The organism is Salinactinospora qingdaonensis (assembly GCF_039539445.1).
GTDB lineage: Bacteria > Actinomycetota > Actinomycetes > Streptosporangiales > Streptosporangiaceae > Salinactinospora > Salinactinospora qingdaonensis.
In genome coordinates this window covers 20,788-34,822 of record NZ_BAABDD010000040.1, presented here as the reverse complement: position 1 = coordinate 34,822, position 14,035 = coordinate 20,788, and the positions used below count along the sequence as shown (strand labels likewise).

Sequence of the window (14,035 nt, the reverse complement as noted above, 5' to 3'; positions counted from 1 at the left end):
CATAGGAAGCACGAGCCTCCAGTAGGGACACGGCTGCCTCGCCCCTGTCACGCCAGCAAGTCCCACATGGGAAGCACGAGCCCTTCGAGCCCTCGCCCCAGCGGTGCCATCCAACACGTCCCGCAAGTCCCGTGTGTGCGGAGAGCACACGTCCGGGACCCGCGGCGGGACTACCAGCAGATCCCGTGCGTGTGGGGAGCACACGGAATGGGGCGCCTACGCCTACCGAAAGGGCTGGCAGATCCCGCGCGTGTGGGGAGCACATATTGCCACCCAGTGCGGCGGCTCGTCGCCGCGAGCGAGCCCTGTGCGTGTGGAGAGACGTGGCTCGGGGCCGGGAACCGTGCCGCCCGAGCCTCCTCCGAAAGGTGCTAGAGGGAGCTGTACAGGGCATCCACCAGCGCCATCTTGCGGGGGGCGTCGGAGATGTAGGGACCCATACTGTTCATCACATAGCCCAGCGACACCCTTGCTTCTGGGTCGGCCAGTCCGCAGGAGCCGCCGAAGCCGTCGTGGCCGAAAGCCCGCGGGTTCGGGCCATAGGAGCCGTTCGGCCTGCTCAGCCACACTCCGAGACCGTTCTCCGTCTCGGCCCCGGTCAGGGGGCCGAGCACCAGGTCGAGGCAGGCGCCCTGCCCTTCGCGTACCCGTTCGGCCGCGTCGGTGGAAAGGAGGCGACGGCCGTCGTAGGACCCCAGGCCCGTGAAGATTCCGTACAGTGCGGCGATGGCCCGCGCGGTGCCGTGTCCGTTGGCGGCGGGGATCTCGGCGGCCCGCCACTCCGGCGTGTTGGCTTCGGCAGCGCCCACGGCGGGGTTGGCCAGCGAGGCCAGTACCACCGGCGGTAGTTGGCTGAAGAGTTCGGCTTGTGCCTCACTGTCGACGGCCGGGGAGCGCACGAGTTCGGCGGCCCGGCCGGCGTCCTTCTCCGGCAGGCCGATGCTGAAGTCGATCCCGAGCGGTCCTGTCACCTCCTGCTCCAGGAAGGCGCTGGGCGACAGTCCCGATACGCGCCGTACGACCTCCCCGACCAGGTGGCCGTAGGTCAGCGCGTGGTACCCCGACTGTGTCCCCGGCTCCCACCAGGGTTCCATTGCCGCGAGTTGGCTGGTGGTGTAGTCCCAGTCGTACAGTTGCGCGAGCGAATGCGGTTCATGCAGGCCCGCCAGACCGGAGCGGTGCGACAGCAGATGCCGGACGAGGACCTTCTCCTTGCCGGACGCGGCGAATTCGGGCCAGTAGGTGGCCACCGGCGCGTCGAGGTCGAGTAGCCCGCGGTCGGCGAGGATGTGGGCGCACAGCCCCACCGGTCCCTTCGATGTCGACCACACGTTGACCAGCGTGTCGCGCTCCCAGGGGCGGGTCTGTGCCGCGTCGGCCCACCCACCCCACATATCGACCACGGTCGTGCCGTCGATGGTGATAGTGACCGCGGCGCCGAGTTCGTCTCGGTCGCGGAAGTTCTCCTCGAACGCCGTACGCACCGCCGTGAAGCGGGCGTCGCAGTGGCCGTGAACGTGAGGCTCGGTGTCGGGCATGAGTCCTCCATAGTCCGCCGGAGTCTCGGGCTGCGATGCCGCAGCCCGAAGGCATTCAATATACCGACCGGTCGGATTCCAAGGAAGTGGCAGTACAGGCCCATGCCGGGGCATGGGGGCGGACAGTGCTCAGCCGCGAACTCCGCCTACCCCGCGAGGGCTGTGAAATGCCGCAGATGTCGGACTGGTGGAGCGTGTTTGGGCGGGCGGGAGGGAGGCAGGGCGGCGGCGAATAGTGCGAATCGGCGTCGCTGACCGCGGCCATCTCCGGGGGCGGCTTAGGGTCTGTTTTTCGGACGACTGGGGGCTGTGGGGGCTTCCTGTTGCGGCCCGCCTCTCCGGGCCCGGCCCGCGCCGGCTAGTCGGTCGTCGCGGCGTGGGAATGTCACAGGGGCGGGCTAGGCTCAGAATCGTCCCAATTCAGGCGGATGCGGGATAACGGCGGGACCGGCGTGGGGAAGCGTCGGTCCCGCCGGTTGTGTATCGCGGGTGGTTGAGCCGGAGGTGCGATCGCTACCTTTGGGGGCGTCGGTATGGTTTGTTAGCTTCTATGGGGCTCTGCCCGGTCGGCTCTACGCTACGGGGCGGTGGAGAGGTGTGAGCGGTATGCTGCCGCTTCAATCTTTCTCCTCATCCCCCAGTTTAAGGAGCTGATATGCGACGATCTGTCGTTTTTGTTCTTTTGTGTCTGTTTGCTGCTGGATGTTCCGGCGCCGTCCCGCAGAGCGAGTCGGCCTCTGCCGCGGAGTCGCAGGATTCGGCCCCCTACTCAAGCGTGGTCGCCGAGATCATGGCTGGTGACGACTGGTGGGAGGCGCTCTCGCAGGAGCAGCGCACCAAGGTGTGGGAGAGCGTCTTCAGCGTGTGCGCGGTCGCCGATGAGTCGGCTGAGTCCGGTGACGAGGGTGACGGTTCGGGATCGGGAGCCATGAACACGCTGGTGATGGCGTTGCGTAACGTCACCAGGGCCGGTGACGGCACGGCGGCTACCGACGCCGCCGCCTCGATGGAGGAGATGACGCTCGCCTACGTCGAGCAGCGGTGCCCCGAGCACCACGACCGCGTCGAGCAGGTCATGACCGAGCGTCATGACGAGGTCTTCGGACAGTCTGGATGACCCGCTGTCTCGCCTGCGGCGTCTCGGGTAATGACGCCGCTCGCGACAAGCGGCGACGTAGTGCGCCACCGTCCCCGCGCGCGATAGTTGGCTCTGCGACCACGTGGGCTACGTTCAGGTCAGTGTCGCGTTTTCCGGCGCGTGCGGGGCTAGCCGAGTAGCCCCGCGAGCTCCCCACACCCGCGCCCGCTGCGGGGAGAGGTTGGCGCGATTCTCACCTGATTCTCACGGTGGTTTGACCAGTGTTTCTGATGTACGCAGCACCGGAGGGGGCAGTGCGGCGTGCGGTTATGGCGGTATGTGGCCAGCCCCCTGTGGTGAGTGATCAATCAAGGGCGGTAGGCTCCCGCTGCACACTCTCCTTATCCCCCAGCTTCGAGGAGCTGTTATGCGAAAACTCGCGGTTACCGCTGCTTTGCCGCTGCTGTTGATCGCCGGATGCTCCGATTCCGGCTCCGATGGTGAGGCAGCCGCTCCCTCCGGATCGCAAGAACCGGGCGAGGTCGTGCAGCCCGTCCAGGACGCCATGGCCGACGACGCCTGGTGGCAGTCGCTGTCGCACGCCGAACGCAGCGAACTCCAAGGGACCGCCTCCAGCGTGTGCGAGGTGGCCAGCAAGCAGCCGGTGGAAGGTGAGTCCTCGGAGGACCCCAAGAACCCGGCGAAGACCCAGGAGATGGTCATGGCGCTGGGCAACGTCACGGTGTTCGCCGCCCAAAGCGACATCGAGGATGTCGAGTTCTCGGTCAAGAAGTTCATCCGCACCTATGTGGAGACGGCGTGCCCCGACTACAGCGACACAGTCGACGAAGCCATGAACCAGGAGGCCAAGGCGATCTTCGGCCAGCTCCAGTAACGTTTCGCCCGGTGCGGCCGGTGCCGCCACGCGATGCTCTCCCGCCGACGCCGCAGCCCCCGCCGGGCCGCGGCGGGGCGGCGGCCCCGGGCGAGGGGACGAGATCGGCCCAGGGCCACCGCGGGGGCGAAGCGGGGCGCTAGCCGGCGACCACGTCGTTGACGATCGCGGTGAACTCGTCATCGTCGAGCAGGCGCTTGGTCTCCAGCGAACGCTGCTTCACCCGCTGGAGGATCGTGTCGCGCTGCTCCTCGGTGGCGCTCAGCCCTAGCCGTTCCAGTGCGTCGACGATGTTGTCCAGGCCGCTGCCTTTGCCCAACACGATGCCCGGCCCCGACTGGCCCACCAGCTCGGGCAGGTAGGGCAGTGCCTCGGTGCGGTCGGTGTCGCGCACGTTACGCACCCAACTGGCGATGATCCCCGACTCGACGTCGAACAGCCGTGTACCGGTGACCGCACGGTTGGCGGGTTGGGCCACGCCCGACAGCTCGCCCACCATCCGCGCCAGTGGCGTCAGCTTCTCGGTCTTGATGCCGATGTCGCGGTTGTAGAGGGTCAGCAGCGCCATCACGACCTCTTCCATCGGGGTGTTGCCGGCGCGTTCCCCGATGCCGGCGATGGTGGTCTGCACGACGTCGGCGCCGGCGGCCACCGCCATCAAGGTGTTGGCGATGCCCAGCCCGTAGTCCATGTGGAAGTGGGTCTCCAAAGAGACGTTGAGTCGCTCCTTGCTGGCGTGCACGAACCGTTCCACGGCGTGGGGGGTCAGCACGCCGAAAGTGTCGACCAGCCCCAGCCCGTCCACGTGGCCGTCGCGGGCCACCCGTTCGACCAGGTTGAGGTAGTCCTCCACGGCGGCGCGGGTGGCGTCGATGGGGAAGAACGACACCAGCAGCCCGTTATCGTGGGCGAACTTGGTGGCCTCGATGGAGGCGTCGACGGCGCGGTCCACGCTCCACCGGTAGCCCAGTTCGATGAGATGGCGACTGGAGGGGATCTCCATCACGACGCCGTCGACGCCGCAGTCCAAAGCGCGTTTGACGTCGTCGACGATGCAGCGGGAGAAGGCGTAGACGGTGGAGGGCAAACCGGCCGAGGCGATGCGGCGCACGGCTTGGGCATCGGATTCGTAGACCGCGGGCAGGCCCGCCTCGATGCGGTGGACGCCGGCCTCGGCCAGACCTTCGGCGATGCGCATCTTCTCATCGGCGTTGAAGACGACCCCGGCCTGCTGCTCCCCGTCGCGCAGCGTCACGTCGTGGACTTGGACGCTGTCGGGGAAGGTGAACGTTTCGGCGACGTCGGGGGCGTGGTTCCATGGGCTGGTGAACCAGCGGTCGGTGTGCCATGGCGTGGGGTTGGCGGTCATGGAGAGTCCTCTCTAACGGCGCGATCGCTTCGGGACGCGTGGGTGAGCCCGCGGGGCCGGGAGGGGGAGTTCGCCCCGCGGTCGGGGTGTTTTGCAGGTGGTGGGAGGCTGGTCATGCGACGCGGTAGTCGAGTTCTTCGCCGCGTAGCGCTTTGATGACCTGGGTGGCGGCCTTCCGTTGTGACTCCCGGATGGCCTCGCGGGAAAAGAAGGCCGAGTGGGGGGTCATCAGCAGGTTGGGGACGTCGATCAGCCGTTCGGTCGGCGGTGGTTCGGTCTCGAAGACGTCGAGTGCCGCGCCCGCCAGGTGCCCCTCGCGTAGGGCGGCGGTCAGGTCATCGAGCACCACGATCGGGCCGCGCGAGGTGTTGACCAGGTAGGAGCCGCGGCGCATCCGCGCCAGGGCACGGGCGTCGATCAGTCCTCGGGTCTGCGGAGTCAACGGGCAGTGCACGCACACCAGGTCCGCTTCGGCCAGCAGGGTGTCCAAATCGACGATGCGCTCGCTGCTCTGGTCCGGGGCGAGGTAGGGGTCGTGGACCACGACGTCGGCGCCCAGGCCGCGTAGCGTCGTCGCGACCTGGCGGGCGATACGGCCGTAGCCGAGGAAGCCGACGGTGGTGTTGGAGACGCGCCGGATCTCCCCCAGGGAACGCACCCCCCAGCCGCCGGCGCGCACGAGCGCGTCGCCTTCGGGGACGCGGCGCAACAGCGCCAGGGCCATGGCCACGGTGTGGGTGGCGACCTCCTCCACGCAGTAGTCGGGGACGTTGCTGACCTGGATGCCGGCGGCGCGGGCGGCGTCCAGGTCGATGTTGTCGACCCCGATGCCGTAGCGGGCGATCACCTTGCATTTGGTCAGACTCTCGATGTCGGCGGCGTCGAGGCCGAAGAAGGTGTTGAGCAGGCCGTCGGCCTCGCGTGCGGTCGCGAGGACCTCGTCGCGGTCTCCGTGGGCCACCACCAGTTCGCCGCCGGCTTGGGCCAGCAGTTCGCGTTCGGTGTCGACGTCGGGAAACACCTGGTCGGTGACGACAACGCGAAAGCTCATCAGATGTCATTCCTCCTCATCGGGGAGCACCGGCGGCGCTTCGTGCGCGTCCGCGTCCCCGCGGCCGACGCGCAATCGCGGTGCGGGTGGGGCAGAGCGAAAAAGAGTGCGCCGGGCAGCGCATGCACCACACCACCCACCTGCTTGCCTATACTTAATACATTGCAAAATATATCAATGCTTGGTCAACCGGGCATCGGATGTTTGGTTGCTTCTCGGCGCTAACCGCTGACTGGCTGTCGCGCTGAACAGTGAGGAGACGTCATCTTCCCGGCCCGTTCGGCGCGGCGATGGTTAACATCGAAGCAAAAGCTTGTGCATCATACAAGATGTTTATTATGGTATCGGTTCCCGCGTTGAGCAGTGAAGTGGCTCACGCGGCTGACCCCTACCGGCGAGGTGAGACACCGATGACCTTCCCAACGCGCGATAAGCGGTGGCGACTGAAGGCGGCGGCCCTGGCCGCCGTCGGCACCCTGCTGGTGCCCGCCTGCGGTGGCGGGACCCAAGAGGCAGGCACGGCCGAGTCTTCTGGCGAGGCCGAGAGCAGTTACCCGGAGCGGCCCATCACCTGGATGGTCTCCTTCGACCCAGGGGGCGGCTCCGACACCCAAGCGCGCCGCGTCCAACAGCAGTTGGAAGAGGATCTGGGCACCAGCATCCAGATCGAGTACCGCTCCGGCGGCGGCGGCGCGGTCGGCTGGGCCGAGGCGGCCCAGGCCAGCGCCGACGGCTACACCGTCAGCGGCCTGGTGATCCCCCACATCCTCATCCAGCCGCTGGCGCTGGAGGACACCGGCTACGAGACCGAGGACTTCCGCGCCGCCGCCTGGCAGGTCGGCGCCCCCGTCGCACTGCTGGTCTCTGAGGACAGCCAATTCGAGGACCTGGAGGGCTTCCTGCAACACGCCGAGGACAACCCCGGCGAGCTCACCATCGGCGGTGTGGGTAACTACTCCGCTTCCGACCTCGCCTTGGCACAGCTCATGCAATCCTCGGACGTCGACGTCTCCTACGTGCCCGTCACCGGTGGCGCCGGCGCCCTCATCAGCGACCTGGCCGGCGGCCACATCGACGCCGCCATGCTGGGGACCTCCCACGCCGCCACCTCCGACAAGGTGCGTCCGCTGGCCATCGGCTCGGAGGACCGCATCGACGCCTTCCCCGACGTGCCCACCTTCACCGAACTGGGCCACGAGGTGAACATCTCCTACGCCTGGGGGGTCGGCATGCCCGCCGACGCTCCAGATGAGGCCGTCACCCGCTTCGGCGAGGCCGTCATCACCGCCATGGAGGACCCCGAGATCCAGGAGGAACTCCCCGATCAGGGCTTCGACCCGATCATGATCGGCCCGGACGAGGCCCAAAGCTACGTGGACGAGCAAAAAGAGGTCTACGCTGACCTGCTTCCCCTACTGGAGGAGATGAGCGGCTGACATGGCCGGACAGATCTCCGAACAGGGCGGCGGCGCGGTCCCCGGCGCCGGGATCGGTCTCGCGATCGTCGGCTGCGGCACCATCGGTCGAATCCGTGCGGAACTGGCGCGCGAGCACCCGGCCCTGGGCTGGCTGGGCCTGTGCGACCTCGACGACGACCTCGCCGCCGCCCTGGCCACCGACACCAGCGCCGATTTCGTGACCGGTGACTACCGGGAACTCCTCGCCCGCCCCGAGGTGAGCGCGGCGATCATCGCCACCGACGAGAACGAGCACGTCGAACCGGTGTTGGCCGCCGTTGAGCGAGGCCTGCCGATCTTCATCGAAAAGCCCCTGGCCACCGACCCGGTGCGCTCGGCTGCGGTGCTCCAGGCCATCGAGGACAGCGGGGTCGACGCCGTCGTGGGCTACACTCAGCGGTTCCGCCGCCGCTTCCTGGCCGCCCGCCAACGCATCCACGACGGCAGGATCGGTGACGTGACCACCGTGGTCACGCGGGCGTTCATGAACCGGATGGTGCCGCTGGCCACACTGGCGCGCACCGAGCAGCGCAACGGCCTGACCCCGATGGTGGTCTCGGGCACCCATAGCCTCGACGTGTGCCTGTGGCTGCTCGACGGGCTCGCCGGAAAGGACCCCGTCGAGGTCTACGCCCGCTCCGACGACCGTGTTCTCGGCGACCTCGGCACGCTCGACACCACCCTCGGTGTGTTCACCCTGGCCGACGGCAGCCTGTGGAGCATGAACATCAACTGGGCGCTGCCCACCGTGTGGCCCGGTTCGGTCTACGGCCTGGAGATCGGGGTCGTGGGAACTGAGGGCATCCTCGACATCGAGGACACCCACCGCGACACGATCCTGGCCGCCGAACAGCCCCTGGGCGGGGGCTACCAGCCCAAAGGGTTCGCGCCGGGCGCGCCGCGCCACGTCGACTTTTTCGGCAGCTACCCGCCCGGCGATCTCCACGACGGCCGATTGTGGGGGCCGATGCGCGAGGAGACCACGACGTGGCTCAACCGGCTGCTCACCGGCGCCGCCACCCCACACGCCACGGCCCGCGACGGCCACCGCAACCTGCTGTTGTCAATGGCCATGGACCTGTCGGCGCGCACCGGCGCCCCCGTGCGGCTGCCGCTCACACCGCAGGAGTTGACGTGAGCGGCGGCTCCCGTGGCGACAACGACGTAGTGAGGAGAGGCCAGACGATGTCACAACTCGGCGTGGGCATCATCGGTACCGGCTGGTGCGGGGGGATACGCGCAGTCGCCGCCGCCGATGACCCGTTGGTCAGCTCGGTCCACGTCGCCGAGATCCGGCCCGACCGTCTCGCCGAGGTCGCCGAGCAGACCCAGGCGCGCACGGCCACCGAGGACTACCGCGAAATCCTCGAACGCGACGACGTCGACGCGGTCATGATCTCGACGACGCCCGAGACGACCCACTACCCGATCGCGCTCGCGGCTCTCAGCGCCGGCAAGCACGTCTTGTTGGAAAAACCCATCGCTTTGTCGCTGGATGAAGCCGACCACCTCATTGACGTGGCCGAGCAGCAGGGGCTGACGTTTACGATCGGCTACTCGCAGCGGTTCAACGACAAGCAGGCCCTCATCAAGCGCAAACTCACCGACAAAACCCTCGGTGACCCGGTGAGTGTGCTGGTCAGCCGGCACATTACCCGCAAGCTCGGCGACAAGATCGGCGGTCGGATCAAACTCTCCCCGGCCGCGATGGAGGCCACTCACGACATCGACTTCGTGCTGTGGTGCTTGGAGCCCGCGCGGCCGGTGCGGGTGTATGCCCAAGCCGTCGAGCGGGTCATGAAGCAGCGCTATGACGTCGCCGACTGCATGTGGATCGTGATCACGATGGACAACGGAGTGGTGGTCACGATCGGTGCGGGCTGGATTCTGCCGCCGGGCTATCCGAACTTCTCGGCCACCTGGATGGAGGTCGTCGGCAGCGAGGGCGCGCTGTTCGTCGACGACAGCCACCGCGACACGGTGCTCAACACCATGAACGACGGGATGGTGCTGCCCATCTCCACCATGCCCGGCGAGGACCTCGGCCACGTCTACGCCGGACCCATGCAGCGCGAGACGGCCCATTTCCTCAAGGCCGTCGCCCTGGGGCGTCCCGCCCTCGTCGAACCGCGCCAAGCCCGCGCGGCCATGGAGGTCTACCTGGCCGCCGACCTCTCGGCCGAACGCAACGAGCCGGTGACACTGCCGATGGGCCGCCAACAGCAGGAACAGGCGCTGGCCGCCTCGGTGCGACCGGCCTGAGCCGGCACACGCCGTCCCCGCGCCCGGATGACCTCCGCGGGCGCGGGGACCACTGCGGTCTCGGTGGCCTCCGGTAGCCACCCCCAGCGCGCACCTTTCACCCACGACCATCCCTCGCCCTTCCCGACGCGGGACCGCAGCCGACGACCGTCGCGCCGGCCGGCCCCACCCGACCCGAGAGGACCCACCACGGTTAGCGAACACTCCCCGGCCACCCGGCGACCTCTCACCACCGTCGCCACAGCCGTGGCCTACACGGCTCTGGGCTCGCTGCCCCTGTTCCTCATCAGCGCCTACAGTGTCCGCCTCCAACAGGAACTGGGCTTTGGCCCCGCGCTCTACGGCACAGCGATCAGCCTCTACTTCGCGGTCTCGGCCGTGGTGTCGCCCTTCATCGGCAGGTTCGTCGAACGGGTGGGCGCGCGCGCCGCCATGCGCGGCGCCGCCGCCTGCTCCCTGAGTGCCCTGCTGCTGCTCGGCGCCGTGGCCGACTCCTGGCCGGCCTTGGCGGTGTGCCTGGCCTTGGGCGCGCTCGCCAACGGGTTGAGCCAGATGTCGGCCAACGTCGCGTTGGCGCGCGGGATCGTCTCCCACCGCCAAGGGGTGGCGTTTGGGTTGAAGCAGTCGGCGGTGCCCATCGCGGGCCTGGCGGCGGGGGCCTGGCTGCCGGCGATCAGCGGCCTCGCGGGCTGGCGGACGGCCGTGCTGCTGCTGGCCGTGGTGCCTGCTGTGGCGATCTGGCTCGTGCCACGCCTTGGCGCTCCCACCCCGCGCACCGCCGCTGGCAAGGGCCGGCGCGCCGTGGACCGCCGACTGTTCTCGCTGGCGCTCACGGCGGCGTTGGCGGGAGCGATCGGCAATTCGTTGGCCGTGTTCATCGTGGACGCGGCGGTGGCCGCCGGATTGACCGAGCACGCCGGCGCCGTCGTCTTGGCTGTGGGCAGCGCCGCCAGTATCACCACCCGGGTCGCGGTCGGCTGGTTCGTCGACCGGCGGGGCAGCGACGCCACGACCGAACTGATCACCCTCATGGTGGGCGGCGCGGTCGGCCTGCTGCTGCTCGTCTTCTCGACAGGCCAGCCAGTGCTGTTCACCGGCGCGGCCGTGCTGGCCTTCGCCGCCGGATGGGGCTGGCCCGGCCTGCTGCACTACCATGCGGTGCGCTCCTCCGGGCGCTCACCCGGGGTGGCGACCGGGATCGTGGCCTCGGGGACGTTCCTGGGCACCGTCGTGGGGCCGGCCAGTATCGGCTTCCTGGTCGCCCACGGCTCCTACGCGCTGGCCTGGGCCTGCTGTACGGCCGTTATGGCAGCCGCGGCGCTGTCGATGACCTACGCCCGCCGTTCGCGGCCCCGCCAGTGACCGCCACCGTTCTGGCTCGTGGGTGCCCGGCCAGGACCCACGAGCCAGAGAGCGGCCGTCAAGGTTTGCGCAGCACCCCGCCGAGCTCCATGACCCGCTTCGCGCCGGTCACGGCTCCCACGTAGGGGCGTAGCGGCGCGTCGACGGGGGCCAGGGGTGGCTGGTCGGGGTCGGGGCGCCAGTCGTTGACGTCGATGAGGCCGGGCTCGACCGGTTCCAGTCCCAGTTCCGCCACCAGGGCGGTGAACTCCGCGACCGTGCGGGTCTTCCACGCCAACCCCAGGCTGGTGGCCAGTTCGGTGTTCTCCTGCGCGGCCTCCTCGTCGACCCCCGCCGCCTGCGACAGCGCCACGAAACTGCCGGGGGTGAGGGCGCGGGTGACGGTGGAGAGGGTGTCGCGCAGCGTGTGGTCGTCGGGGATGGAGTGGGGCACCGACAAGAACAGCGCGGCCACCGGGCGGGTGAAGTCGATCAATTGGGCGACGTCGGGGCGGGCCAGGATCTCGCGGGGCTCGGTCAGGTCGGCGGTGATGACTGTGGTGGCGTCGTTGTCGGCCAGCAGGGCGCGGCCGTGGGCGAGCACGATGGGGTCGTTGTCGACATAGACCACGTGGGCGCCGGGCTGGAACTGTTGGGCGACCTGGTGGACGTTGTGCTGGGTGGGCAGGCCGCTGCCCAGGTCCAAAAACTGGTCGATGCCGGCTTCCTGGGCCAAGAACCGCACCACCCGGTACAGGAACAGCCGGTTCTGCCGCGCGACATCGACGCCTTCGGGGAAATTCTTGTTGACCGCGAGGACAGCCTCTCGGTCAACAGCGAAGTTGTCCTTGCCCCCGAGGCAGTAGTCATACATTCGAGCTGGAGTAGGCATATCAGTTGGGATATCGGGAGGAAATTTCTGTTGAGGGGTGCTCAAGGGGGAAGCCTTCCAGTCTCACTTGGGTGGCGCGGCTGGTTAACCGATTAACCCCCTCATGTTAGCTGTTCCGGTTTACGTCACCTTCATGCCCCGGAAACCCCTCATATCTACCAGTTCACAGCGCGGTACGCATATCACGTCCCGCATGTCCGCCCCTCCGGCGGGTAGAGGGGGGCGAAGTCGACTGCACGCCGCCCCAAGCGCGGGGAGGGACACACCATGACGGACCGCCGACGGCTGCGAGAGCTGGGACAGCAGATGCGCGTGGACGCCGTGCGCGCCGCCGACGCGGCCGGGTCAGGCCACCCGACCTCGTCGATGTCGGCCGCCGATTTGATGGCCGTGCTCGCCAACAACTACCTGCGCTACGACTTCGACGCGCCCACCGCCCCCGGAAACGACCACCTCATCTTCTCCAAGGGCCACGCCTCGCCCCTGCTGTACGCCCTGTACAAGGCGTGCGGAGCGCTCTCGGACGAGGAACTGCTGTCCTACCGCCAACTCGGCAGCCGCCTGGAGGGCCACCCCACGCCCCGACTGCCCTGGGTCGACGTCGCCACCGGGTCCCTGGGCCAAGGCCTGCCCATCGGCGTGGGGATCGCGCTGGCCGGGCGCTACCTCGACCAACTGCCCTACCGGGTGTGGGTGCTGTGCGGCGACAGCGAACTCACCGAAGGCTCGGTGTGGGAGGCCGTGGAATACGCCGGCGACACCAGCCTGGGCAACCTCATCGCGATCCTCGACATCAACCGGCTCGGCCAGCGCGGCCCCACCCGCCACGGGTGGGAGGTCGACGCCTACCGGCGCAGGATCGCCGCCTTCGGCTGGCACACCGTCGAGATCGACGGTCACGACATCGAGGCCATCGACGACGCCTACGCCCAAGCCGAAGCCACCCCCGACCGGCCCACCGCCATCATCGCCCGCACCGTCAAGGGCGCGGGTGTGGCTGCCGTCGCCGACCGCGAAGGCGCCCACGGCAAGCCGCTGGCCGACGCCGAAGCGGCGATCGCCGAATTGGGCGGGCGTCGCGACCTGCGCATCGATGTGGCCCGTCCCCAGATCGTCCCGCGTCCGCGCCGCTTCCCCGACAGCCCCCTGGAGCTGCCCACCTACGAGGTCGGCGACCAGGTCGCCACGCGCGACGCCTTCGGCGCCGCCGTGACCGCGCTCGGTGCCGCCCGCGGCGACGTCGTCGTGCTCGACGGCGAGGTCGCCGACTCCACCCGGGCCCAGCAGTTCGCCCGCGCCCACCCTGAGCGTTTCATCGAGTGCTACATCGCCGAACAGCAGATGGTGGCCGCGGCCGTGGGGCTACAGGCGCGCGGCTGGAGACCCTACGCGACGACGTTCGCCGCCTTCCTCAACCGCGCCTACGACTTCATCCGCATGGCCGCGATCGGCCGCTCCACCCTCGTGCTGGTGGGCTCGCACGCCGGAGTGGCCATCGGCCGTGACGGTCCTTCGCAGATGGGGCTGGAGGACATCGCCGCCCTGCGCGCCATCCACGGCAGCGTGGTCCTGCACCCCTGCGACGCCACCTCCACCGCCCACCTCACCGCCGCTCTCGCCGAGCACCGCGGTATCGGCTACCTGCGGACGATGCGCGGTGAGACCCCGGTGCGCTACGAGGCCGGCGACCACTTCGAGATCGGCGGCAGCCGGCTGCTGCGTTCTTCAGCAGCCGACCGGGCCACGGTCGTGGCCGCCGGGGTTACCGTGGTCGAAGCGGTGCGCGCCGCCGACACGCTGGCCACGGAAGGGGTCGGGGTGCGGGTGATCGACGCCTACTCCGTCAAGCCGGTGGACGCGCCCACGCTGCGCACCTCCGCCGCCGAGACCGGCCACATCGTCACCGTCGAGGACCACTGGCCCGAGGGCGGGCTGGGCGATGCCGTACTCGACGTTTTCGCCGACACCAGGCCCGCGCCGCGCATCATGAAACTGGCCGTGTCCGGCATGCCCGCATCCGCCTCGCCGCGGGAACAGTTGCGCGAGGCCGGTATCGACGCCGACACCATCGCCGCGGCGGTGCGCGCCATGCTGGCGCAAGACGAGTATGCGACCGCCTCCCGGCGCGGGTGACAGGGGAGGCGTTACCTGC

At 68.9% G+C, this 14,035-nt stretch carries 11 protein-coding genes; 7 read left to right on the top strand and 4 right to left on the bottom strand.

Annotation, left to right across the window (positions count from 1 at the left end; all coding sequences use genetic code 11):
- Positions 1 to 371: 371 nt before the first annotated feature.
- Entirely contained in the window at positions 372 to 1,538 is a 1,167-nt protein-coding gene (locus ABD848_RS23005) for a serine hydrolase domain-containing protein (RefSeq protein WP_344976565.1), read from the bottom strand.
- Positions 1,539 to 2,193: 655 nt separating this feature from the next.
- On the opposite strand from ABD848_RS23005, the gene ABD848_RS23000 reads away from it, so the two are divergent.
- Positions 2,194 to 2,655, top strand: coding sequence for a hypothetical protein (locus ABD848_RS23000; RefSeq protein WP_344976562.1), 462 nt, complete (start codon positions 2,194 to 2,196; stop codon positions 2,653 to 2,655).
- Positions 2,656 to 3,043: 388 nt separating this feature from the next.
- Positions 3,044 to 3,511, top strand: coding sequence for a hypothetical protein (locus ABD848_RS22995; RefSeq protein ID WP_344976559.1), 468 nt, complete (start codon positions 3,044 to 3,046; stop codon positions 3,509 to 3,511).
- A gap of 139 nt (positions 3,512 to 3,650) precedes the next feature.
- On the opposite strand, the gene ABD848_RS22990 is transcribed toward ABD848_RS22995, so the two are convergent.
- Both ABD848_RS22990 and ABD848_RS22985 read right to left on the bottom strand, forming a co-directional pair.
- Positions 3,651 to 4,880, bottom strand: coding sequence for a LeuA family protein (locus ABD848_RS22990; protein WP_344976556.1), 1,230 nt, complete (start codon positions 4,878 to 4,880; stop codon positions 3,651 to 3,653).
- 112 nt (positions 4,881 to 4,992) lie between these two features.
- On the bottom strand, positions 4,993 to 5,931 hold the full coding sequence (locus ABD848_RS22985) for a C-terminal binding protein (RefSeq protein ID WP_344976553.1): 939 nt from the start codon (positions 5,929 to 5,931) through the stop codon (positions 4,993 to 4,995).
- A gap of 410 nt (positions 5,932 to 6,341) precedes the next feature.
- Between ABD848_RS22985 and ABD848_RS22980 the strand changes: the two genes are divergently transcribed.
- The 4 genes from ABD848_RS22980 (at position 6,342) to ABD848_RS22965 (ending at position 11,012) form a co-directional block, all read left to right on the top strand.
- Positions 6,342 to 7,367 carry a tripartite tricarboxylate transporter substrate binding protein gene (locus ABD848_RS22980; RefSeq protein WP_344976550.1) on the top strand — a complete coding sequence of 342 codons (1,026 nt, stop codon included), beginning with the start codon at positions 6,342 to 6,344 and terminating at the stop codon, positions 7,365 to 7,367.
- Between the two features lies 1 nt (position 7,368).
- Positions 7,369 to 8,526, top strand: coding sequence for a Gfo/Idh/MocA family protein (locus tag ABD848_RS22975; RefSeq protein WP_344976547.1), 1,158 nt, complete (start codon positions 7,369 to 7,371; stop codon positions 8,524 to 8,526).
- Positions 8,527 to 8,573: 47 nt separating this feature from the next.
- A complete protein-coding gene (locus ABD848_RS22970) occupies positions 8,574 to 9,650 on the top strand; it encodes a Gfo/Idh/MocA family protein (protein WP_344976544.1) in 1,077 nt (358 codons plus the stop codon).
- A gap of 246 nt (positions 9,651 to 9,896) precedes the next feature.
- Positions 9,897 to 11,012, top strand: coding sequence for an MFS transporter (locus ABD848_RS22965; protein ID WP_344976541.1), 1,116 nt, complete (start codon positions 9,897 to 9,899; stop codon positions 11,010 to 11,012).
- Between the two features lie 58 nt (positions 11,013 to 11,070).
- On the opposite strand, the gene ABD848_RS22960 is transcribed toward ABD848_RS22965, so the two are convergent.
- Positions 11,071 to 11,928: an SAM-dependent methyltransferase gene (locus tag ABD848_RS22960; protein ID WP_344976538.1), complete on the bottom strand. Its 858-nt coding sequence runs from the start codon at positions 11,926 to 11,928 to the stop codon at positions 11,071 to 11,073.
- Between the two features lie 222 nt (positions 11,929 to 12,150).
- Between ABD848_RS22960 and ABD848_RS22955 the strand changes: the two genes are divergently transcribed.
- Positions 12,151 to 14,016 carry a transketolase gene (locus ABD848_RS22955; protein ID WP_344976535.1) on the top strand — a complete coding sequence of 622 codons (1,866 nt, stop codon included), beginning with the start codon at positions 12,151 to 12,153 and terminating at the stop codon, positions 14,014 to 14,016.
- Positions 14,017 to 14,035 lie beyond the last annotated feature (19 nt).

Bases quoted from the DNA above. Each gene is read 5' to 3' on its own strand.
- ABD848_RS22970 (WP_344976544.1), top strand. From the start codon at position 8,574: ATGTCACAACTCGGCGTGGGCATCATCGGTACCGGCTGGTGCGGGGGG.
- ABD848_RS22955 (WP_344976535.1), top strand. From the start codon at position 12,151: ATGACGGACCGCCGACGGCTGCGAGAGCTGGGACAGCAGATGCGCGTG.
- ABD848_RS22985 (WP_344976553.1), bottom strand. From the start codon at position 5,931: ATGAGCTTTCGCGTTGTCGTCACCGACCAGGTGTTTCCCGACGTCGAC.
- ABD848_RS22990 (WP_344976556.1), bottom strand. From the start codon at position 4,880: ATGACCGCCAACCCCACGCCATGGCACACCGACCGCTGGTTCACCAGC.
- ABD848_RS22980 (WP_344976550.1), top strand. From the start codon at position 6,342: ATGACCTTCCCAACGCGCGATAAGCGGTGGCGACTGAAGGCGGCGGCC.
- ABD848_RS23000 (WP_344976562.1), top strand. From the start codon at position 2,194: ATGCGACGATCTGTCGTTTTTGTTCTTTTGTGTCTGTTTGCTGCTGGA.
- ABD848_RS22995 (WP_344976559.1), top strand. From the start codon at position 3,044: ATGCGAAAACTCGCGGTTACCGCTGCTTTGCCGCTGCTGTTGATCGCC.
- ABD848_RS23005 (WP_344976565.1), bottom strand. From the start codon at position 1,538: ATGCCCGACACCGAGCCTCACGTTCACGGCCACTGCGACGCCCGCTTC.
- ABD848_RS22975 (WP_344976547.1), top strand. From the start codon at position 7,369: ATGGCCGGACAGATCTCCGAACAGGGCGGCGGCGCGGTCCCCGGCGCC.